Source organism: Bradyrhizobium sp., assembly GCF_035652035.1.
Lineage (GTDB): Bacteria > Pseudomonadota > Alphaproteobacteria > Rhizobiales > Xanthobacteraceae > Bradyrhizobium.
Window position 1 is genome coordinate 73,882 of record NZ_DASREO010000097.1, and the last position, 18,310, is coordinate 92,191.

Sequence of the window (18,310 nt, forward strand, 5' to 3'; positions counted from 1 at the left end):
GCGCAGACTTCTCGATAACGACCGGAGCAATGACATGACACGTTCGATCGCAACGGTTTCGATTGGCGGCGCGCTCGACGAGAAGCTCAAGACCATCGAGGCCGCAGGTTTCGATGCAGTCGAAATCTTCGAAAACGACTTCACCTGCTTCGACGGCTCGGCGCGCGACGTCGCGAAGATGTGCGGCGATCTCGGCCTCAAGATCTGCGCCCTGCAGCCGTTCCGTGATTTTGAAGGTTTGCCGGAACCGCAGCGCAAACAGGCCTTTCGCCGGGCCGAAAAGAAGTTCGACCTGATGCAGGAGCTTGGCACCGACCTCCTGCTCGTGTGCAGCAATGTCTCGCCGGCCGCGCTCGGCGGCATCGACCGTGCGGCTGATGATTTTCGCGAACTGGGCGAACGGGCCGCCGCACGGGGCCTCCGCGTCGGCTACGAGGCCTTGGCGTGGGGACGCCACGTCAACGACTACCGCGACGCCTGGGAGATCGTCCGACGCGCCAATCATCCCGCCATCGGCATCATCCTCGACAGTTTTCATACGCTGGCGCCCGGCTTTCCGACGGGCGCCATCGCTGCGATCCCGGGCGACCGCATTTTCCTGGTTCAGCTCGCTGATGCGCCGCAGCTTGACCTCGATGTGCTCTCCTGGAGCCGGCACTTCCGCTGTTTCCCCGGCCAGGGAAATCTTCCGGTTGCCGAATTCATGCGAGCAATCGATGCGACCGGCTACAAGGGACCGCTGTCGCTCGAGATCTTCAACGACCAGTTCCGCGCGCAATCGACCAAGGAATTCGCAGTCGACGGCATGCGCTCGCTGCTGCTGCTGGATAGCAAGCAGGACGCCGCCGTCCCTGCCCTGCGCTCGCGGGCGAAAGTTTCAGGCACCGCTTTTGTCGAGTTTGCGGTCGACCCAAAGCATGCCGCGACCCTCGCCGGGTTGTTGCGCGTCCTCGGCTTTCGGCTGACCGATCGTCACCGCTCCAAGGCCGTGGAGCGATGGTCGCAAGGCGGCATCAATCTTCTGATCAACAGTTCCGAGAACAGTTTTGCGCGATCGCATTATCTGACGCACGGATCGGGTGTTTGCGCGATCGCCATGGAAGTGGACGACATCGCCGCCATGATGAGCCGGGCCGACGCGCTTCAAGCCGCAACGTTTCGTCAGCCGGTCGGTCCCGATGAGATGACCATCCCCGCGATCAGAGGCGTCGGCGGCAGCCTGCTTTACTTCCTCCAGCCCGCCTCGCCCAATTGGGATATCGACTTTGTCGCAGTCGAAGGCGACGCGAGCCCGGGCTTTCTCGGCCACATCGACCACATCTCGCAGTCGATGCACTTCGAAGAGATGCTGTCGTGGGAGCAGTTCTATACCGCCCTGTTTGCCGTCGAGCGTGCGCCTCAGCTTGAGGTCGCCGACCCCTTGGGGCTCGTGAAAAGCCAGGTCCTGCAAAACAAGGACGGCTCGCTCCGGCTTGTTCTCAATGCGTCGACCTCGACGCAGACCATGTCATCGCGGTTTCTGTCGGAATTTTTCGGCGCCGGCGTCCAGCACATCGCCTTCAGCTGCGATGACATCTTCAAGGCGGTATCCTCGATGCGCGCGGCGGGCGCGACGTTCCTCACCATTCCCGACAATTATTACGACGATATCGACAGCCGCTACGAACTCGATCCCGACCTGCTCAAGGCGATGAAGGATAACGGCATCCTGTACGACCGCGACGATGCCGGAGAGTTCTTCCAGATCTATACTCACGCGTTCGAAGAACGGTTCTTCTTCGAGATCGTGCAGCGGCGCGGCTATAAGGGTTTTGGCGCGCCCAACGCCGGCATCCGCCTCGCCGCCCAGACGCGGGAGGCGCGTCCCCGCACCATGCCCCGCGTCGGCTGAGCGCATTTCACGTGCGGATTCAGAAATTGGCGGCTTGCAGATCAAGTTTAGACTAAGATACCGGCCATGGAGTGAGGTGCATCCGGGCGAGGAGTTGTCGTCATGCGACAAATTTGGATTACCCGCGCTGGGCCGCCGGAAGTTCTGCAAGTCAAGGAAGGCGCCGATCCTGTGCCGAAAGCGGGAGAGGTCCGCATCCGCGTCGCCGCGAGCGGGGTCAATTTCGCCGATATCATGGGGCGCATGGGCGTCTATCCCGATTTGCCGCCCATGCCGGTTGTACCGGGCTACGAAGTCAGCGGCCGAATAGATGCTGTCGCCCCGGGCGTCGACGAGAGCTGGATCGGGCAGGACGTCATTGGTTTGACCCGCTTTGGCGGATATGCCGACGTGATCTGCGTGCCGGTGAAGCAAGTCTTTGCGCAGCCGGCCGGACTGTCGGCGCTCGAGGCCGCCGCAATTCCAGTGAACTACTTCACCGCCTGGCAGCTTGTCGTGGTGATGGGCGCGCTCAAAGCCAACGAGACCGTCCTCATCCATTCGGTCGGGGGCGGTGTCGGCATCGCTGCGACGCAGATCGCCAAGCATGCCGGGGCGCGCGTGATCGGCACTGCATCGGCCGGAAAGCACGAGGAAATGCACGCGTTAGGCGTCGATCATCTCATCGACTATCGCACCGAGGATTTCGAGGCGCGGACCCGCGATATCACTGGTGGTCGCGGTGTCGAACTGATCCTCGACGCGGTCGGCGGCGAGTCCTGGAAAAAAGGATACCGGGTGCTTGCCCCGACCGGCCGGCTGGGGATGTTCGGCGTTTCTTCGCTCGCGAGCGGCAAGGAACGCAATCTTCTTTCCATGCTTTCCATGCTGGCCAACACACCGTGGTTTCAGTTCAATCCGCTTCAACTCATGAACGCGAACAAAGGCGTATTCGGCGTCAATCTCGGTCATATGTGGGGCGAGATCGATCGCCTGCGCGGATGGGGCGAAACATTAATGGAGCTTGCGGCACGCGGTATCGTCAAACCAAGGGTGGCGGCAAGCTTCAAGTTTGATGACGCTGCGAAGGCGCATCACTTCATCCAGGATCGGCGCAACATCGGCAAGGTGCTGCTTGTCCCCCGAGGATACTAGATCCGCCGCGTCCAGCTCTCGGTATTGACGGCCCCCTCCGGCACGCTGCCTGACACTAGCGCGCGCACCTGCTCGACAGTGTTGAGCGCCTGCGCTTCGATGGCGGGCGGCGTGAGCCCGCCGATATGGGGCGTCGCGATCACATTCGGCAAGGCGGCAAGAGCCGGCGTCGGCATCTGGTCCGGCGCACGGCCGACATCGAGCGCGGCGCCGGCGATCTGTCCTTTCTTGATCGCAGCGGCCAGCGCGGCCTCGTCCACGAGATTGCCTCGCGAGACGTTGATGAACACAGCGTCTTTCCGCATCTTCGCGAAGGCGTCGGCGTTGATCAGGTTCTCGGTCGCCTCATTGGCGATCGCAAGGCAGACGACGTGATCTGAGTTTTGCAGCAGCGTCGCAAGATCGACCTGCTGAAATCCTGCCGCTGAAATCGTCACATAGGGATCGGAAATCAAAACCCGCATCCCGAGGCTGGCTGCGAGCGGAGCGAGCGCGCGGCCGATCGCGCCATAGCCGATAATGCCGATCGTGGTTCCCGAGAGTTGCCGTCCCATCTGCGCAACCGGCACCTGGCCTGCCTGAAAGCTGGCTGCCGCGCGCGAGACGCCGCGATTGAGATCGACGAGGAAGCCGAGCACGAGCTCAGTGACGGATTCGACGAAGCCGGGCTTGGCGCGGGTGACGAGGATGCCATGCGATGATGCCGCCGCGACGTCGATATTGCGGATGTCGACCGCGCAACGTAGCGCAGCCTTGAGCGACGGCAACCCATCGAAAATCGGCTTGGGGATGGCGGTGGCACGATCGGCAACGATGAGATCGCAGCCTTGCGCGGCTGATATCAGCGCCGGCCCCTCCAGCGTATTGTCGCCCTGATGCAGCACGACCTCGCCAAGCGCGGAAAGGCCGGCAAGCGCGCGCTTGCCGTAGTAATTGTCGCGCATGTGCGGCGTGTGAGTGAGAAGAATCTTCATCGTGAATAGCCCAATCGTTCAATAGCCCATCAGTCCCGGCAGGAACGTGCTGATGGCAGGCAGGAAGGCAATGATCAAGAGACAGACGAGCAAGAGCCCAAGATAACCCAGCATCGGCTTGACGGTTTCCTCGACCGGCACCTTGCCGATCAGGCACGCGCCGTAAAGCCCGAGCCCCAGCGGCGGCGCAAACAGCCCGATGCCCATCGCGATGACCAGCACCACGCCGTAATGCAACGGCGCGATGCCAAGCTTGCTTGCGACGGGAACGAGCAGCGGCCCGAAAATGATCAACGCGGCCGCCCCTTCCAGCACCGAGCCCATCACGATCAGGATCGCGATCGACAGCAGCATGAAGAGCCACGTGCCGCCCTGGTGAGACAGTCCCACCATGAATTCGCCGACCGCATGCGGCACCTGTTGCAGCGTGAGCACGAAGGCGAGCGACTGTGCAGCGGCGACGATGAACAGCACGAGGCCTGCGCGCGAAGCGGCGTGGACGAAGCTGCGCCACGCCGCGGCAAACGTCAGCTCGCGAAACATCAGCGATCCCACCACAATCGCATAAAGCGAGGCAAAGGCCGAGATTTCGGTCGCAGTGGCAAAGCCCGACTTGAAGCCGATGAAGATCATGGCGATCAGACCGAGCGACACGCCCGCCCCGAGCCACATTCGCGCCATCGCTGCTGACGCGAGCGGCTCGGGCGGTGGCGCGTTCGAGGATTTGCCGAACAGGATCGACACGGCGATCAAGGCGATTGCCATCAACGCCGCGGGAAGCAATCCTGCGGCAAACAGGCCGCCGATCGAGAGATTGGCGACAAAGCCGAGGATGATGAGATTGATGCAAGGCGGGATGGTCTCGGCCATGACCGCCGAGGCCGCAAGCAGCGCCACCGTCGAGCCCGGGTTTTGTCCCGATTTGCGCGAAGCCGGGATCAGCACGGCGCCGACCGCCGCGACATCGGCCATCTTCGAACCGGATATGCCCGAGAACAGCACCATGGCGCTGACCATCACCACGTTCAGTCCGCCGCGCATCCGCCCGACCAGACGCTGCAGCAATTCAATCAATCGCACCGACATTCCGTTGGCTTCCATGAGGTAGCCGACCAGGATGAAGAACGGGATCGCCAGCAGCACGAAATTGTCGATGCCGCGCGCCATCTGCTGGGCGAAGATCACGCCGGGCAGCGAGCCCTCGACCCAGATGAAGATCAGCGCCGCCAGCGCCAGCGCAAATCCGATCGGCAAGCCGCCAGCCAGCGTGATCACGAAGCCGACCAGCATCAGCGTCCCCGAGGACGGCATCGCATCCGGGATCAAGTGATCGCCGAGGAGGAAGATTCCGGAGAGTGCGACAAGGACCGCAACCGCCCGCAGCACGCGGAGCCAGCTTCGCGACAACAGGATTTCGGCTGAAAACACCGTCATGCAGGCCGCGCCGAGCCCCATCGGATAGAACGTCAGTTCGAGCGGCAGGCCGGAGCCGGTGGTCTGCCCCGATGTCATCCAGCCCATTTCGACGGCGTGGAAGGCGACATAGCCAGCGACGACCAGCACCAGCGCAGCGCCGACATCGTCGACGGCGTCCTGCCAGGCCTGCGGCAGCAGCGCGCGGAAAAACACCACGCCGGGATTTTCCTCGCGCGCCAGCGCCGACGCCGCGCCGAAGAAGGCGGACGCCACCATCAGGCCGCGCGCGACGTCATCGGCCCATTCGACCGGCGCATTGAACAGCGAACGCGCCAGCACCGAATAGATCACGACAGCCAGGTCTGCGGCCAGAAGGCCTGCGGCAACGGTGTCGGTCGCCGCCAGCAATGCGCCGGTCATCCGCCGCGGAGCGCCGGCTGGAGCTATGGCAACTTCCGCCATTGTCAGGCCGAAGTGGCGCGGATCAGATCAACCACCGGCTTGGCGTCCGGATGCGCCTTGACGAAGGCTTCGGTCTGCGGAAGGACGCGCTTGCGGAAGGCTTCGCGGTCACACTCAGCGACGGTGACGCCCTTGTCCTTCAATTGCGCCAGCGCTTCCTTCTCGACCGCCAGACCATGCGCGCGGGTATCGACCGCGGCCTTCCTTGCCACGTCGATAAAGGCCTCGCGCGTCGCGCCCATGCGGCTTAGGGAATTTTCCGAGCAGTAGATCGCCAGCGGCGAGAAGTTGTGCTGGGTGAGCGAATAGAATTTCGCAGTCTCGTAGAATTTCGAGGCGACGATGGTCGGCGGATCGTGCTCAAGCCCGTCGAGTACGCCGGCTTGCAGCGCGGTGTAGATCTCGCCGAACGCCATCGGCGTCGCCGCCGCGCCCATCAGGCGCAGGCACTCGGTGATGACGGGATTTGGCAGCGTGCGGATCTTCAGTCCTGCGAGATCGTCGGGGCCGTTGACGGCCTTGCGCGCCAGCACTGACCGGGAGCCGAAATTATAGGCCCAGGCGATGATGCGGATATTCGAGCCCTTCAATAGCGCCTGCTCGATCGGCGCGGCAGCTCCAGCATCGAAGGCCTTGGTTTGCTGCGGGAACGAATTGAAGAGATAGCCGAGGTCATAGGTGCCGACCAGAGGCACGAGATTTGCGGCGATCGACGAGCCGGAGACCATCAGGTCGATGACGCCGAGCTTGACCGAATTGATGACGTCGATCTCCTGACCCAGCTGATTGTCAGGGAAGAACGCCACCTCGACCTGTCCGGCGAGGTTCGAGGCCGCGATTTGCTTGACGAGGTTGTCGTAATAGACCCGGCCGTTGGCGAACTTCGGATCGTTGGCCTGCGAAGACGATAGTTTCAGTTTCAAGACCGCCGCTTGCGCGCGCCCGATCAGCGCCGGCGCGGCGAGGCCACCTGCCGTGAGCGCGAATGACGAGCGAAGCAGCTGACGGCGATTGACGAACAAAGACTCCACAGAGAAAGGCATGGCTCGGTTTCCCCCGATGCGCGGGTCCTTGAAGCATGATCCGGAAAAGTGTGTAGCGGTTTTCCGAAAAAGATCATGCTCGATCAACGTCGCCCGCGTTCATCTGGTCACAAACCTAGCTTTATCGGTTTGGTCAGCACAAGTAGCTAATGGCGTGGATTTGACGTTCGCTACCCGCCCGGCTGCATTACATGCCGTGGCTTTCGAAGACCCTTCTGCAGGACGAGCTGAGATGAGCGCGCCTGGCCTCAAGGCACTGCTGGACGGCGTTGTCATCGCCGAGATCCTTGCGGCAAAAGCGCTGGGCATCGCGCGTGCATGCGGACTGCTCTTGCTTGCTGCCCATATGTTGGGCCTGCGCCCCACCATTTGCTACGAACAAAACCGCTAAACCCAAGATCACTGTCATCGTGCGCATGGACGTGCTCCGGCAGGAAACACATCCAACTTGGCTCGGTGACGTTGGTTCCCAAACCTGCGACAGATATACCCGGCGCGTCTGATCGGGAAATGTGTGCGATGACGAGCGGGCGCCGCCCATAGCGCCCGCTTGCTCCATTCGAGGCGGCGATGTCTATGCCGCCGCCGCTTTCTTTCGGTTGGCCGCAAGGCGCTCATCGACCAGCGCGACCTGCGCATCGATCGCCGGGTGCCGCAAGCCCTTCTGCCGCGCAATCAACTGCACCAGCTTGTCGGCGCGTTCGATATTCGGCGCGCCATTCTGCAACGCGCGTGCGGCAGAGGCCGGGCGCGACAGGCTCTGCGCCGCGGCGGCGTATTTTTCGAACGGGACCAGATCCGACGGATTGGCTCCCAGCTTCACGCACAGGTCGAACACGAAATTGTAGACCGAGCGCGATTCCTCGATGTTCGAATGCACGGCTTCCTGCGCCGTGCGCATGCCGTCCCGGGTGATGCAGCGATAGTTGCCGGCAAGCAGCATCGACCATTTGGCGAGCGGCACCCAGATCGAATCGTAGGCCTTCAGCTTGACCGGCAATTCGATGTCCTCGCCGCCAACCTTCAAGCGTGCGCTATCGACGTCCTTTTCGAGGTTGCGGATGATCTGCGTGTCCTTGTCGTCCTCGAACCTTGCGCATTTGAAGTTGGTCGGCAGCGTAACCAGGAGCTCGTTGGCCTTGCCGTCCGGCGGACGGATGGCTTGCGGATCCGGACTGTTCAGCGTGATCTTGTGCGGGCTGACCGAATCCCAAACCCGCGGATCGGTGTAAGCCGGCTCCAGCGCCTTGTAGTCGAGACCGGGGATCCGCCTGATATAGGCAAGCGGCGGCATGTTCATGATCGACATGCACGGCACGCCCGATTTGCCGACCGCGTCCAGCAGCTGGCGCACGCCGTCGGAGCGATATTGCGGCTCCTGCATGCACAATCCGACGAGATCGTACTTCGATGGATCGACGCCGGTCGCAGGGCCAGCGGTGACCTTGCCCGGCAGCTTGCGGGATTCGAGCAGCACCGGATCCTTGCGGCCACGCACCGGCAGCGTCACCTTGAATCCCTCGGCGTTGATCAGTTCGGCTTCCGCGGGCAGGCAGACGAGGTGGATGGAATGACCGCCGAACAACAGCTTGGATGCGAGCAGCGATCCATATGACGCGCCCATGAGCAGGATGTTGTAGGAAGGCATCTCGTTTTCCCTTTTGTATTTTTGTAATTTTGTCGTTCTTGTATCTTTACTTCTTGCGGACACTTCATAACCGCTTGTATTTGCCGAGTTCAAGAGGCGCGCGGCGAACGGGCGGTCAAGCTCAATTGATCGCGCGATCACTACCGCGACGCACAACGGATGATGTTGATGACATGGTCCCGCGGCGCACAAAAAATGGGCGCGAGTTTTCAGAATCCGAGAACTTTTTTCAGACCCTGAAAACTTTGGCGTAATGCGCCTTGATCTCTTCGCTCTGCGCTTGCACCTGAGCCGGGTCGGATTTCAGCATCTTCACCTCCGACATCGGCTTCTGCCCGGCCCGCGGCTTCACCTCGGCGTGGAAGGAACGGTGGGCAAATTCGTTGACCAGCATCTGCTGGGCCTCTCGGCTGAAGAAGAAGCTCTGGAACAGCCGCGCGGCGTTGGGATTTGGCGCGTCCTTGAACACGCCTGACGGCACGATGATCAGTGGCGCGCCTTCGAGCGGATATACCGCCTCCACCGGTTTCCCCTGGTCCTTGAACAGAACGAGATTGTAGTCGTTGCCGTCAGCCATCACGGCGCGCTCGCCGAGCATGATCTTGACCGGAGGATCGCCGGCCGACTGCACCTGCATCACCTTTTGCTTGGCGAGCTTCTCCAGGTACGACCAGCCGAGGTCGCGCGAGAGGACGAAGGTTGTCGTGAGAATGGCGCCGCTATAGCTCGGATGGCCCTTGACGAGTTTGCCCTGCCATTTCGGATCGAGCAGATCCGCGTAGCTCTTTGGCGCGTCCTCCGCCTTCACCAGGTTGGTGTTGTAGCCGATCACTTCCAGCCACGCGCAGGCGGTCGCATACATGCCGTCCGCATCGATCTGGTCGGCCGGAAAATTCTTGACGACCTCCTCGGGAAGATACGGCGCGAGCCAGCCGTTCTTCTTCCATTCGAGATAATGCGAGACGTCGGTCGAGTTGGCGACATCGACCGCATGAATGCCGCTGCCCTGCTCCTGGCCGATGCGCTGGAAAATCCGTTCGGCGCCGGACCGCTCCACCCGCACGACAATGCCGGGATATTTGGCCTCGAACAGTTTTCCCAGCCGCTCGGCAACCTCGAGCTGGATCGCCGCATAGTAGGAGACCTTGCCCTCCTTGCGCGCCGCCTCGATCAGATCAGGCGTGACGGGCGACGGGGAAACCGCGGCAGCTCTGGTCGGTCCGGCGAACAGCAGACCCGCGGCTCCGCCTGCCGATGCGCCGAGCATGTCCCGGCGCGACCATGTCCTTCCACCCATGAGCTTCTCTCCCCGCGGCGATCCGCTGTTTTTGTTTGTTACGGGCGGCGATGTTAGCGGACCTTGCCGGAGGGGGCACTACGACGATGGACGGTGATTTGCCCGTCGTGCCAATCTGCCGCATGCGACCGCGCCGCTTCCCAACAGAAATGAGCCGTGCAAGGATCGGCTTTTTTGACGGTAGCATCACGTCATGAAGGCCGAGCGTCTTGCCGCAGCGCGATCGGGTCTGGCTCCCGCCGCGCTCATCCGCGCCACGCCGTTGCTATTTCCGCTGGTCTTCGTCTGCACCGCGGTCACCGGCGTCCTGTCGACCCTCTATGCCGCGCTCGCGCTTCATTTGTTGATCATTGCGTCCGAATTGACGGTGGGACGTCGCTGGTCGGAAGTCGCGATCCCGAAGCTGGTCGAAGGTTCAAGCACATTCGAAGATCTGTGGCCTGTCTTATGGTTCGGCCTGCACCTTGTGGCGCTGGTTGCGGCACTCTCCTTCGTCGGATCGGCAGACCTCACCTGGCGGCAGGTCTTCGCGGTCGGCGCATTCTTTGGCTATTCAATCAACGCCTTCTCGGCGGCCGCAGCACATGAACTCATTCATCGCGAGAGCCACGCTGAAAGGGCTTTTGGCAGGTTGCTCTGCGCCATCATGCTGTATCCACATTTCCCCTGTGTGCATTTGTCGGCTCACCATCACTGGGCCGGCACGGACCACGATTGTCAGACGCCGAAGCCGGGGCAAACCATCCACGCCTACCTCGCTCAGGCCCTGTTCGGCGGACTTCGCGCCGCCGCCACCCCGCAGGCGCGCGCGCTGGACCGCGGATTACCTCTTCGAGCGCTGTTCTGTGTGCTGGTTGTTGCCGCACCGCTGATGTTCGCGCCGGTACTGTCGGCCTTCATGATCGTGCAGGGACTGTTCGCGTTCCTGGTGATCGAAACCATCAACTACGTCCAGCACTGCCCCTTTCCGGACGACGACCATTCCGCTGCTGCCGCCGCGTCAACGCATCAGGACCTCAATTTCGTCTCCCGCGCGCTCCTGCTCAACCTGCCTCTCCACGCCGCTCACCACGATCGCCCCGCCCTTCACTATGCCAACCTCACGCCAAGCGCGGAGGCCGCAACGTTGAGACTCGGCTACTGGTGCTCGTTCTGGCTTGTCTGGCTTCCGCCGGTTTGGCATAGTTTGCGCCACAACCTGTGCTCGCATCACCGCCGATCGCCATGAACACACACCCATCACGAGACATGCCAAGCAGACCGTCCAAGGCGTGGCTGGCCGTCTCGGTCAAAGGCTTGGCGGTCTCGATCGGCGGCCTGCTGCTTCTCTGCTGCTGCGTAGCGATCCTGATGGTGTCCTCTTGCACCCTTGGACACTGACTGCTGCTTGATCAGCCGGCCAATCGCTGACGTTGGATCGACGGAAAGGGGGTTCGGTCATGACCAAAGTGCCTACCAGCGCGGATGAGGGCCCCGACGAGAAAATAACGCCGTTGATCGAAAGTGCGATCCTTGAGCTGGTCTCGCTATGCGTCAAACTCGTCTCGACTCCAATCGCAGTCCTTTTCAATACGTCGGACTACCGCAAGCAGCTCGCCGCGCTCCGCGCCGATGAATTCAATACGCGTTATTCACCGACCGTCGCGCGTCCGCTGTCGTTCTACGTGCTCTGGATGGCCGCGCATTTCCTGCTCGCAAACACCTACTGGCGGTCTTTTTCATTCGATCAGTCTTCGCCGGGCAAGCTCGGCGAGCAGATACCTTCCCAGGTTGAAGCCGCATCGCAGTTCCTGAAGGACCATAACTGGTCCGATCTGACGGGCACCGCCCAGGCTCTGATCATCATCGCCTTCGCGGTGACGCTGATCATCGCCGTCAAGTCGCTGCTGGTGACCCTCATTGGCTGGATCATAGGATGCCCGATCCGCTTCAGGACCGTGCTGTTCGGTAGCGCCTACACGATCGGGACGCTGATATTCTTTCAGTATGCGATCATTCTCGCGCACTACGCCGTCAACGCACTGGGCAATTTCACGGAAGCCGGCAAGATCGGATATTTTGTCCTCATCTACGGCGCGCTGCTCGTCTCCATCGTTCTGACCGTCCGCATCAACCAGCTCATCAGAGTGGTCGATGGCACACCCGAAATCCCGACCTTCATCGCGTGGTTTGCCGGAACGGCGCTATGGCTCTACTTTATCGTTCTCGCAACCGGCGCCTTGCTGGGCATCACGTTTACCTTCACCATGTTCGTCAAGCTCGTGATCAACGTGTTTATTCCAGGACTTTTCCCGGACGTCAGCCTCTGAGCAGCAGGCGCTTGAGGTTTGAGTACGCCCGGCTCACTTCTCTTTCGCAACGCGCTGGCCGTCCGCTCCGATCTCACCGAAGGCGCCGGCAATCATCTCCGGTGTCGGGATCAGGCCTCCGGCCATCCAGTGGCCCGGCTCCTGCTCCTCGATCTTGATCCAAACCTTGCTGCGGAAATCCGGATTGCCCTGCCCCTCGATCTCCACCATCAGATTGGTGATGCGCTCGAGCAGGGTTTTCTTTTGTGCGGCGTCGAGAATGCCGCGAACCGTCGAAATGGTGATGTTGGGCATGTTGGTCTCCATTGGCTGGTGGGTCGGCAGAGAATGAGCCGGCACGGCGCGCAGAGGCAGTGGCGGATCGGACAGAGATCGGGCAATTTCCGCCACAAGGCGCAGCGTCCGACCGGATAGGATCGGGGCCAGCGCGATGAACGCTCCGTGAGGCCACCATGAAGCTCGCCATCCTTGCCCTTGAAGGCTGCATGGATTCCGCCATCACCGGAATCGCTGACATCCTCTCCCTCGCCAATCACGTGATGAAACTTCGTGGCGGCCCGACCCGGTTCGCCTGGCAGATCTTGTCACTGAACGGCAAAGCCGTCCGTGCCGGCGGCGGCAGGATGCTGCAAGTTGACGGGGCGATCGGCGGGAGGCTCTCCTGCGACACCATCATTGTGCCCGGCAATCTGGTTGATCACGCAACCGCCGAGCGCCTTGCGCCGCACTACGAGAAGGCGGCCGCTCTGCTGCGGCAACATCACGCGAACGGGCGGCTGATCGGCGGATTCTGCAGCGGCGTGTTCCTGCTCGCTGCCGCCGGCCTGCTCGATGGCCGCCGCGCCACAATCACCTGGTGGCTGCAAAGCGAGTTCTGCCGCCGCCATCCGAACGTCGACCTCGCGGCTGACGCGGTCCTCACTTCGGATGGCAGGATCGTGTGTGCCGCCGGTCCGATGTCCTGGGTCGACCTCCTGCTCCGCATCATCGAGATGGTGGATGGCAGCGACGTCGCCAAGGTTTGCGCCGACTATGCCGTCATCGATACGGCGCAGCGCACGCAGGCCATCTTCGTTCCGCTCGGTTACGTGCTCGGGCAGGATCCTCTCTTGATCAAGGCCGACATGCTGGTGCGCCGCACCGGCAAGAAGCCCATGACTGTGCGACGCCTCGCCGCCTCGCTTGGTTTGAGCGAGCGTACGCTCAACCGGCGTTTCCGCGATCTGACGCACGAACCGCCGCAGGCATTCATCGCCCGGCGGCGGATCGAGCACGCCCGCACGCTTCTGGAGACGACGTCACAGCCGATCAAGGCGATCGCCCGCTCGACCGGCTATGAGGATGACAGCAGTTTTCGAAAAGCCTTCCGCAAGTTCACACTGATGTCGCCGCAGGCCTATCGCGCCCAGCGCGCGATGCGGGCGTAGTGCGGACGCGACATTTCCTTCCGGGATTGGCATGATGCCGACTAGCGCGTGTACTCATGGACTCGCGGTGTCCGGTTCTGGAGGCGAGATAGACGTTCGCTCGATTCCCCGGAATCTCAGCTATTGACCCCGTTGCGGACATTAGCGCGTATGCCTCGCTCTCACCGCGACCAGCCAGTAGGTGATACCAGCGACCAGTCCAGCAGCGGTCAATTGCCATGTAAACGCGGGTGGGGCTTTGAAAACGAACGCGAACAATCGTCCCAGCGCGGTGCCAAATCCGGCAAAAACGATAAAATATTTCAGGCCGAGCCGGTAGGCGATCCAAATGAAAATTGCGGACGGGACCGCAGTTAAGAGGAAAATGAAAAAGAATATGAAGGAGAAGACAGTGAAGGCCCAAGGGATGAGCGACAGTTCGATGCCGCCGTGACGAACGATGTCGGCCACGGCAAAGATCGACAAAACCAACATCGCCGCCGCCACAGCGAGGAACCATCCCTTAATCGCGAGCGACAGGTCAACGTCAGACATGGGCATTCACTCTCTCACTCCCAATGCTTACTGCGAGTAGAGTAAAAGCTGTCTGAACAACCGAGTAAGAATTAGATCGTCGCCTATTGGCCCCAGCACTTGTCCTCGTGCTGATAGTAGCAATACATTCGATCTTGAAGAACGACTGTCTGACGACCGGCGCCAAAAAGGTAGAGAACGCTCCAGCAGACGGCGATACTAACAAAGGCACCAGTTGCTGCGGCTAAGGTAGCTTTGGTTTTCATAGCCAAGTTCCTTCCCGTTCTCAGTGGGCGGCCTCCTTCATATCAAACTTCGATCGCGATGTCGCCGATTGGCCCTTAGTGAACGTTGGTCGGCGCGACTGCGAGGTCTAGTTCTGAGGCCGAGCACTTGTGGCGTCGGCATTTGCGCCATAAACCCGCAAAATCAAGCAAGACGTGGATGCCCGGCACATAGGCTAGCGGAAGCGACGCCGTTCTTCGAACGGCTAAGGCCGGGCATGACGAAACAGACGAAAATTCCCCTTGCTCCGTCGGGCAAATCACTGGCACCAGTTCGCCCCGGCCCGCGCCCCTTCAGGAGGGGCGCTACGCGATCGTCACGAGTGTCGGGCGCGGGCTGCGATGGACGTGGGACATGCGCAAAGACGAAGCGCAGGTCGTGCGGACGGCGAAGTCGTGTGGTCCTGACCTCTCGACGCTGAGGTCAAGCGAGCGACAATGCTTGCGCATTGCGCTGGCGACGGTGACAAAAAGCCCGATCGCCGGGGAGAGCACGAAGGAAACCGTTAAAACCAATCGCGCGGGGAAAGTCGGATCGTTCCGGCCGAACCTGTGGTGACTAACTCGTGTCCTTTTTTACTTTGGACGCGAGGCTGCGGGTGCGGTTTGGCATCCGGCTTTCCCTGCGCCCTCCGTTTTGGAGGGTTTTATTTGCCGCAAGACTCGGGCGATCCGCGCCGCGAGAATGTGGAGGCGTGTCTTCAGTCTTCGGAGGTCCGCTGTGCTCTCTCTTCGTCATTCCGGGATGCGCCGCAAGGCGCAGGCCCGGAATCCATTTATCCCAGCATTCCTGCGGCACTATGGATTCTCAGGTGCGCAATTGCGCACCATAGCTCGCGCAAACGCGCGCCCCGGAATGACAATGGGCTGTTTTTGGGCGACCTACGCCGCGACGCGCTTGGATTCGCGGAGCGCCTTGCCGAAGGCTTCGAACAGCGCGCGGTTGATCGGATTGCGCTGCGGATCGTATTCGGCATGCCACTGCACGCCGAGCGCAAAGCTCGGCGCGTCGGCAATGCGGATCGCCTCGATGGTGCCGTCTTCCGCAATCCCCTCCACCACCACGCGCTCGCCGGGATCGAGGATGCCCTGACCATGCAGCGAATTGACGCGAATGGTGTCGCAGCCGAGCAGCTCGGCGAACGCGCCACCGGCCAGCAGCTTCACGTCATGCCGGTCGGCAAAGATCACCTTGGGGTCGGGATGAATCTCGCCGTTCTCCAGCCGCGGCATGCGATGGTTCATGCGGCCGGGCAGTTCGCGGATTTCGGGATGCAGCGAGCCGCCAAAGGCGACGTTCATCTCCTGAAGGCCGCGGCAGATGCCGAACAGCGGAATGCCGCGGGCGACGCAGGCCTCCGACAAGGTCAGCGCCACCTCGTCGCGCCTGATGTCGTAGGGCTCGTAGCTGGCTTTCGGCTCGGTCTTGAAGCGGGTTGGGTGAACGTTGGCGCGGGCGCCGGTCAGGACGATGCCGTCGACCACATCGAGCAGGGCCGCAATATCGGTGATGTCTGGACAACCGGCGAACACCAGAGGCAGGGCGCCGGCAACTTCGGCAACGGCGCGAAGGTTTCGCTGCCCGACGGCCTGGACGTCAAAACGACCCTCGATGCGATGGGAATTCCCGATCACACCGACAACCGGCTTCCTTCTCATACCCTTTTCATCTCGCAACAGTTCGAACAGGTAATATGCCCTCGCAACTCTTCCGGATCAACAATTTGGCAGCATTTTCCACGGCCGCCCTGCCCTGCGGAAGAATCATTCCTCGCTCGTTTGGCGGCCCCGGATGCCGAATTGCTCCGGACCGGCTTGATCGCGGGCACTTTTGACGAAAGAGTGAGCTTGAAAGTGAGAAACGGGAATCGTGCCGCAGCCATCGGATGATCGTCTTGAGTCTCGAAGCGACCTCGCCTGGGCCATGTCCGTTGGCGGCATCGCCACCGTCGCCTTCGCAAGCCTCGTGCTTTTTGCCTGGACGTTCGCTGCGGCGCTGTTTCTGATCTTTGCCGGCATGCTGCTCGGCGTGACGCTCAACGCCCTCACCCACCTGCTCGGCCGCATCCTTGCGGCACCACACTGGCTGCGGCTTGCCATCGTCTGTGTTGTGCTGGCCGGACTGCTCGCCGGCGTGATTTTTCTCGGCGGCGCGACCATTGCGCAGCAGGCAACCGCGCTGAGCGATACGATCAAGTCGCAGCTCGTCACTGTGAAAGCCTTCCTCGACCGCAACGGCATCGACACCAGCTATTTCGATCTCGCCAATCCGTCGCAGGGGCATTCAGGCGCGCCCGCGCCCGGAACCAATCAACCGCGTAACCTTCCCAATCCCGGCGAGCTGGCATCGAGCGGCGGCGCCATTGTCAGCCAGACCTGGAAGCTGCTCTTGGGAACGCTGAGCGCGGTCGGCAACTTCTTCATCGTGCTGTTTCTGGGCCTGACTTTCGCGGCCCAGCCGAGCGTCTACCGCAACGGCCTGCTCTATCTGGCGCCGGCGAAACACCGCGCCCGCACGACCATCATCATCGACCGGATCAGCGAGACACTGGAGCGCTGGCTGACGGCGCAGATGGTCGTGATGCTGGCGGTGTTTGCCGTGACGTGGCTCGGGCTTGCGATCATCGGCATTCCCGGCTCGTTCATTCTCGGCATTCAGGCGGGCTTGTTATCCTTCATCCCGACCATCGGCGCGATCGTCGCCGGCTTGATCGTCGTGCTCGCAAGCCTGGCGACCGGATGGGTCGCGGCGGGCAGCGCGCTCGTGCTCTTCCTCGGCGTTCATGCGCTCGAGAGCTACATCCTGACGCCGATCCTGCAACGGCAGGCGCTGGATATTCCGCCTGCCACGCTGTTTGCGGTCCAGATCCTGCTCGGGATCGTGTTCGGGATCTGGGGCATTTCGCTGGCGCTGCCGCTGATGGCGATCGTCAAGGTGCTGATCGATCACTTCAAGGAAGACGACGCTGTATCGGACGGCACGCCGGCTTGATGCTAGCTCACCACGGTTTCGGTGTGCTCGACCTCAGGCGGCGCGGCAAAATACTGGCCGACCAGTCCGCGCCACGCCTGAAAGTCCTCCGAGCCGCGGAAATCGACGGTGTGGTTTTCCAACGTCGCCCACTTCACGAACAGTCGGTAGCGCGTCGGCTTTTCGACCGATTTGTGCAGCTTCATGCCACTGCAACCCTTGGCCCGCGCAAACAGCGGCTTGGCCTTGGCAACGGCGGCCTCAAAATCCTTTTCGGTGCCGGGCTTGATTTCGATCTGGGCGATTTCGGTGACCATCTGCAGCCTCTTTTTGTGAAGAGGCATGTCTTTAGCCGAGACGGCTCAAAAGAAAAAGGCCGCCGTCGCCGCGCTTTTTTGGCTTTAGCGGAACAACAGCACCGTGCCCGCAACCATCATCGCGCATCCGGCGAACATGAGAGCCGGCCAATGGCGCGAACGATATCGCCCCTGCGCCCGTCGTTCGCTGATGACGGCTGTCTCGTATTCTTCCGCGGTCGAGAACATGCAGGCAAAGCCGCCGCGCGCCGAGATCGCCGCTGCTTCAAGCGAACTGAGTGCAGCCTGGGGATTGCGCCTGCGGATCGACTCCATAGCCGCAAGCGTACGGAGCGGATGGTAAACATCGGGTTACCATCCGCCTTGTTGCCCTCACGCCAGGCGCGCCATTCCCGTCACCGGCCGCGCGGAGCCCGCGCTCTTGCGCCGCCAATGTTCGAGCGACAGCGGCAATTCTTCCGCGGCCTCGACCTTGTTGCGGCCGGTACGCTTGGCCTGATAGAGCGCGGTGTCGGCCGCTGCGAGCAACACTTCGAGTTCGGTCCCCGCCGGACCGCCCGCCACGCCGATGCTGACGGTGGTGTCGACCGGGCCCTCCTCGCAAGCGATGCCGGACGCCTCGAA

18 protein-coding genes are annotated in these 18,310 nt (G+C 61.8%); 7 read left to right on the forward strand and 11 right to left on the reverse strand.

The window, feature by feature from the left end:
• The first annotated feature begins 34 nt into the window (after positions 1 to 34).
• Complete coding sequence (locus VFB05_RS26485) at positions 35 to 1,891, forward strand: bifunctional sugar phosphate isomerase/epimerase/4-hydroxyphenylpyruvate dioxygenase family protein (protein ID WP_325017938.1); 1,857 nt, start codon at positions 35 to 37, stop codon at positions 1,889 to 1,891.
• Between the two features lie 102 nt (positions 1,892 to 1,993).
• Positions 1,994 to 3,025, forward strand: coding sequence for a medium chain dehydrogenase/reductase family protein (locus VFB05_RS26490; protein ID WP_325017940.1), 1,032 nt, complete (start codon positions 1,994 to 1,996; stop codon positions 3,023 to 3,025).
• Here the strand turns inward: VFB05_RS26490 and VFB05_RS26495 are convergent.
• The 3 genes from VFB05_RS26495 to VFB05_RS26505 are packed head-to-tail and all read right to left on the reverse strand — an operon-like array spanning position 3,022 to position 6,920.
• Positions 3,022 to 3,999: an NAD(P)-dependent oxidoreductase gene (locus tag VFB05_RS26495; RefSeq protein ID WP_325017942.1), complete on the reverse strand. Its 978-nt coding sequence runs from the start codon at positions 3,997 to 3,999 to the stop codon at positions 3,022 to 3,024. The two genes, VFB05_RS26490 and VFB05_RS26495, sit on opposite strands and share 4 nt — an antisense overlap.
• An 18-nt stretch (positions 4,000 to 4,017) precedes the next feature.
• Positions 4,018 to 5,835 carry a TRAP transporter large permease subunit gene (locus tag VFB05_RS26500; protein WP_325017945.1) on the reverse strand — a complete coding sequence of 606 codons (1,818 nt, stop codon included), beginning with the start codon at positions 5,833 to 5,835 and terminating at the stop codon, positions 4,018 to 4,020.
• Positions 5,836 to 5,879: 44 nt separating this feature from the next.
• Entirely contained in the window at positions 5,880 to 6,920 is a 1,041-nt protein-coding gene (locus tag VFB05_RS26505) for a TRAP transporter substrate-binding protein (protein WP_414643324.1), read from the reverse strand.
• On the opposite strand from VFB05_RS26505, the gene VFB05_RS32265 reads away from it, so the two are divergent.
• Positions 6,919 to 7,311, forward strand: coding sequence for a hypothetical protein (locus VFB05_RS32265; RefSeq protein WP_414643325.1), 393 nt, complete (start codon positions 6,919 to 6,921; stop codon positions 7,309 to 7,311). The genes VFB05_RS26505 and VFB05_RS32265 overlap by 2 nt on opposite strands.
• A 183-nt stretch (positions 7,312 to 7,494) precedes the next feature.
• Here the strand turns inward: VFB05_RS32265 and VFB05_RS26515 are convergent, their stop codons facing one another.
• A complete protein-coding gene (locus tag VFB05_RS26515; RefSeq protein ID WP_325017947.1) occupies positions 7,495 to 8,568 on the reverse strand; it encodes a hypothetical protein in 1,074 nt (357 codons plus the stop codon).
• A gap of 229 nt (positions 8,569 to 8,797) precedes the next feature.
• The gene (locus tag VFB05_RS26520; protein ID WP_325017950.1) at positions 8,798 to 9,865 is read right to left on the reverse strand and encodes an extracellular solute-binding protein; all 1,068 of its coding nucleotides are present in this window, start codon (positions 9,863 to 9,865) and stop codon (positions 8,798 to 8,800) included.
• Between the two features lie 193 nt (positions 9,866 to 10,058).
• On the opposite strand from VFB05_RS26520, the gene VFB05_RS26525 reads away from it, so the two are divergent.
• Positions 10,059 to 11,093, forward strand: coding sequence for a fatty acid desaturase (locus tag VFB05_RS26525; RefSeq protein WP_325017952.1), 1,035 nt, complete (start codon positions 10,059 to 10,061; stop codon positions 11,091 to 11,093).
• 211 nt (positions 11,094 to 11,304) lie between these two features.
• Positions 11,305 to 12,174, forward strand: a complete 870-nt coding sequence (locus tag VFB05_RS26530; RefSeq protein WP_325017954.1) for a hypothetical protein — start codon at positions 11,305 to 11,307, stop codon at positions 12,172 to 12,174.
• 33 nt (positions 12,175 to 12,207) lie between these two features.
• Here VFB05_RS26530 and VFB05_RS26535 read toward each other — a convergent pair whose 3' ends face one another.
• Positions 12,208 to 12,468 (reverse strand): tautomerase family protein, encoded by a 261-nt coding sequence (locus VFB05_RS26535; RefSeq protein ID WP_325017956.1) that lies wholly within the window; start codon positions 12,466 to 12,468, stop codon positions 12,208 to 12,210.
• 158 nt (positions 12,469 to 12,626) lie between these two features.
• Between VFB05_RS26535 and VFB05_RS26540 the strand changes: the two genes are divergently transcribed.
• Positions 12,627 to 13,601: a GlxA family transcriptional regulator gene (locus VFB05_RS26540; protein ID WP_325017959.1), complete on the forward strand. Its 975-nt coding sequence runs from the start codon at positions 12,627 to 12,629 to the stop codon at positions 13,599 to 13,601.
• Between the two features lie 141 nt (positions 13,602 to 13,742).
• Here the strand turns inward: VFB05_RS26540 and VFB05_RS26545 are convergent, their stop codons facing one another.
• Both VFB05_RS26545 and VFB05_RS26550 read right to left on the reverse strand, forming a co-directional pair.
• Positions 13,743 to 14,135 (reverse strand): hypothetical protein, encoded by a 393-nt coding sequence (locus VFB05_RS26545; protein WP_325017961.1) that lies wholly within the window; start codon positions 14,133 to 14,135, stop codon positions 13,743 to 13,745.
• Positions 14,136 to 15,280: 1,145 nt separating this feature from the next.
• Positions 15,281 to 16,057, reverse strand: a complete 777-nt coding sequence (locus VFB05_RS26550; RefSeq protein WP_325017963.1) for a gamma-glutamyl-gamma-aminobutyrate hydrolase family protein — start codon at positions 16,055 to 16,057, stop codon at positions 15,281 to 15,283.
• A 211-nt stretch (positions 16,058 to 16,268) separates the two neighbouring features.
• On the opposite strand from VFB05_RS26550, the gene VFB05_RS26555 reads away from it, so the two are divergent.
• Positions 16,269 to 17,390 carry an AI-2E family transporter gene (locus VFB05_RS26555; protein ID WP_325017965.1) on the forward strand — a complete coding sequence of 374 codons (1,122 nt, stop codon included), beginning with the start codon at positions 16,269 to 16,271 and terminating at the stop codon, positions 17,388 to 17,390.
• 2 nt (positions 17,391 to 17,392) lie between these two features.
• On the opposite strand, the gene VFB05_RS26560 is transcribed toward VFB05_RS26555, so the two are convergent.
• From VFB05_RS26560 to VFB05_RS26570, 3 genes are all read right to left on the reverse strand, one after another.
• On the reverse strand, positions 17,393 to 17,686 hold the full coding sequence (locus tag VFB05_RS26560) for an antibiotic biosynthesis monooxygenase family protein (protein WP_325017967.1): 294 nt from the start codon (positions 17,684 to 17,686) through the stop codon (positions 17,393 to 17,395).
• 84 nt (positions 17,687 to 17,770) lie between these two features.
• Positions 17,771 to 18,001, reverse strand: a complete 231-nt coding sequence (locus tag VFB05_RS26565; protein ID WP_325017969.1) for a hypothetical protein — start codon at positions 17,999 to 18,001, stop codon at positions 17,771 to 17,773.
• A 57-nt stretch (positions 18,002 to 18,058) separates the two neighbouring features.
• Positions 18,059 to 18,310 (reverse strand): diguanylate cyclase domain-containing protein (locus VFB05_RS26570; RefSeq protein WP_325017971.1); only part of this gene is annotated, 252 nt, incomplete at its 5' end.

What these genes read in the sequence shown, in the direction of transcription:
- VFB05_RS26485 (WP_325017938.1), top strand. Translation starts at nt 35, where the DNA reads ATGACACGTTCGATCGCAACGGTTTCGATTGGCGGCGCGCTCGACGAG.
- VFB05_RS26490 (WP_325017940.1), top strand. Translation starts at nt 1,994, where the DNA reads ATGCGACAAATTTGGATTACCCGCGCTGGGCCGCCGGAAGTTCTGCAA.
- VFB05_RS26495 (WP_325017942.1), bottom strand. Translation starts at nt 3,999, where the DNA reads ATGAAGATTCTTCTCACTCACACGCCGCACATGCGCGACAATTACTAC.
- VFB05_RS26500 (WP_325017945.1), bottom strand. Translation starts at nt 5,835, where the DNA reads ATGACCGGCGCATTGCTGGCGGCGACCGACACCGTTGCCGCAGGCCTT.
- VFB05_RS32265 (WP_414643325.1), top strand. Translation starts at nt 6,919, where the DNA reads ATGGCTCGGTTTCCCCCGATGCGCGGGTCCTTGAAGCATGATCCGGAA.
- VFB05_RS26505 (WP_414643324.1), bottom strand. Translation starts at nt 6,920, where the DNA reads ATGCCTTTCTCTGTGGAGTCTTTGTTCGTCAATCGCCGTCAGCTGCTT.
- VFB05_RS26515 (WP_325017947.1), bottom strand. Translation starts at nt 8,568, where the DNA reads ATGCCTTCCTACAACATCCTGCTCATGGGCGCGTCATATGGATCGCTG.
- VFB05_RS26520 (WP_325017950.1), bottom strand. Translation starts at nt 9,865, where the DNA reads ATGGGTGGAAGGACATGGTCGCGCCGGGACATGCTCGGCGCATCGGCA.
- VFB05_RS26525 (WP_325017952.1), top strand. Translation starts at nt 10,059, where the DNA reads ATGAAGGCCGAGCGTCTTGCCGCAGCGCGATCGGGTCTGGCTCCCGCC.
- VFB05_RS26530 (WP_325017954.1), top strand. Translation starts at nt 11,305, where the DNA reads ATGACCAAAGTGCCTACCAGCGCGGATGAGGGCCCCGACGAGAAAATA.
- VFB05_RS26535 (WP_325017956.1), bottom strand. Translation starts at nt 12,468, where the DNA reads ATGCCCAACATCACCATTTCGACGGTTCGCGGCATTCTCGACGCCGCA.
- VFB05_RS26540 (WP_325017959.1), top strand. Translation starts at nt 12,627, where the DNA reads ATGAAGCTCGCCATCCTTGCCCTTGAAGGCTGCATGGATTCCGCCATC.
- VFB05_RS26545 (WP_325017961.1), bottom strand. Translation starts at nt 14,135, where the DNA reads ATGTCTGACGTTGACCTGTCGCTCGCGATTAAGGGATGGTTCCTCGCT.
- VFB05_RS26550 (WP_325017963.1), bottom strand. Translation starts at nt 16,057, where the DNA reads ATGAGAAGGAAGCCGGTTGTCGGTGTGATCGGGAATTCCCATCGCATC.
- VFB05_RS26560 (WP_325017967.1), bottom strand. Translation starts at nt 17,686, where the DNA reads ATGGTCACCGAAATCGCCCAGATCGAAATCAAGCCCGGCACCGAAAAG.
- VFB05_RS26565 (WP_325017969.1), bottom strand. Translation starts at nt 18,001, where the DNA reads ATGGAGTCGATCCGCAGGCGCAATCCCCAGGCTGCACTCAGTTCGCTT.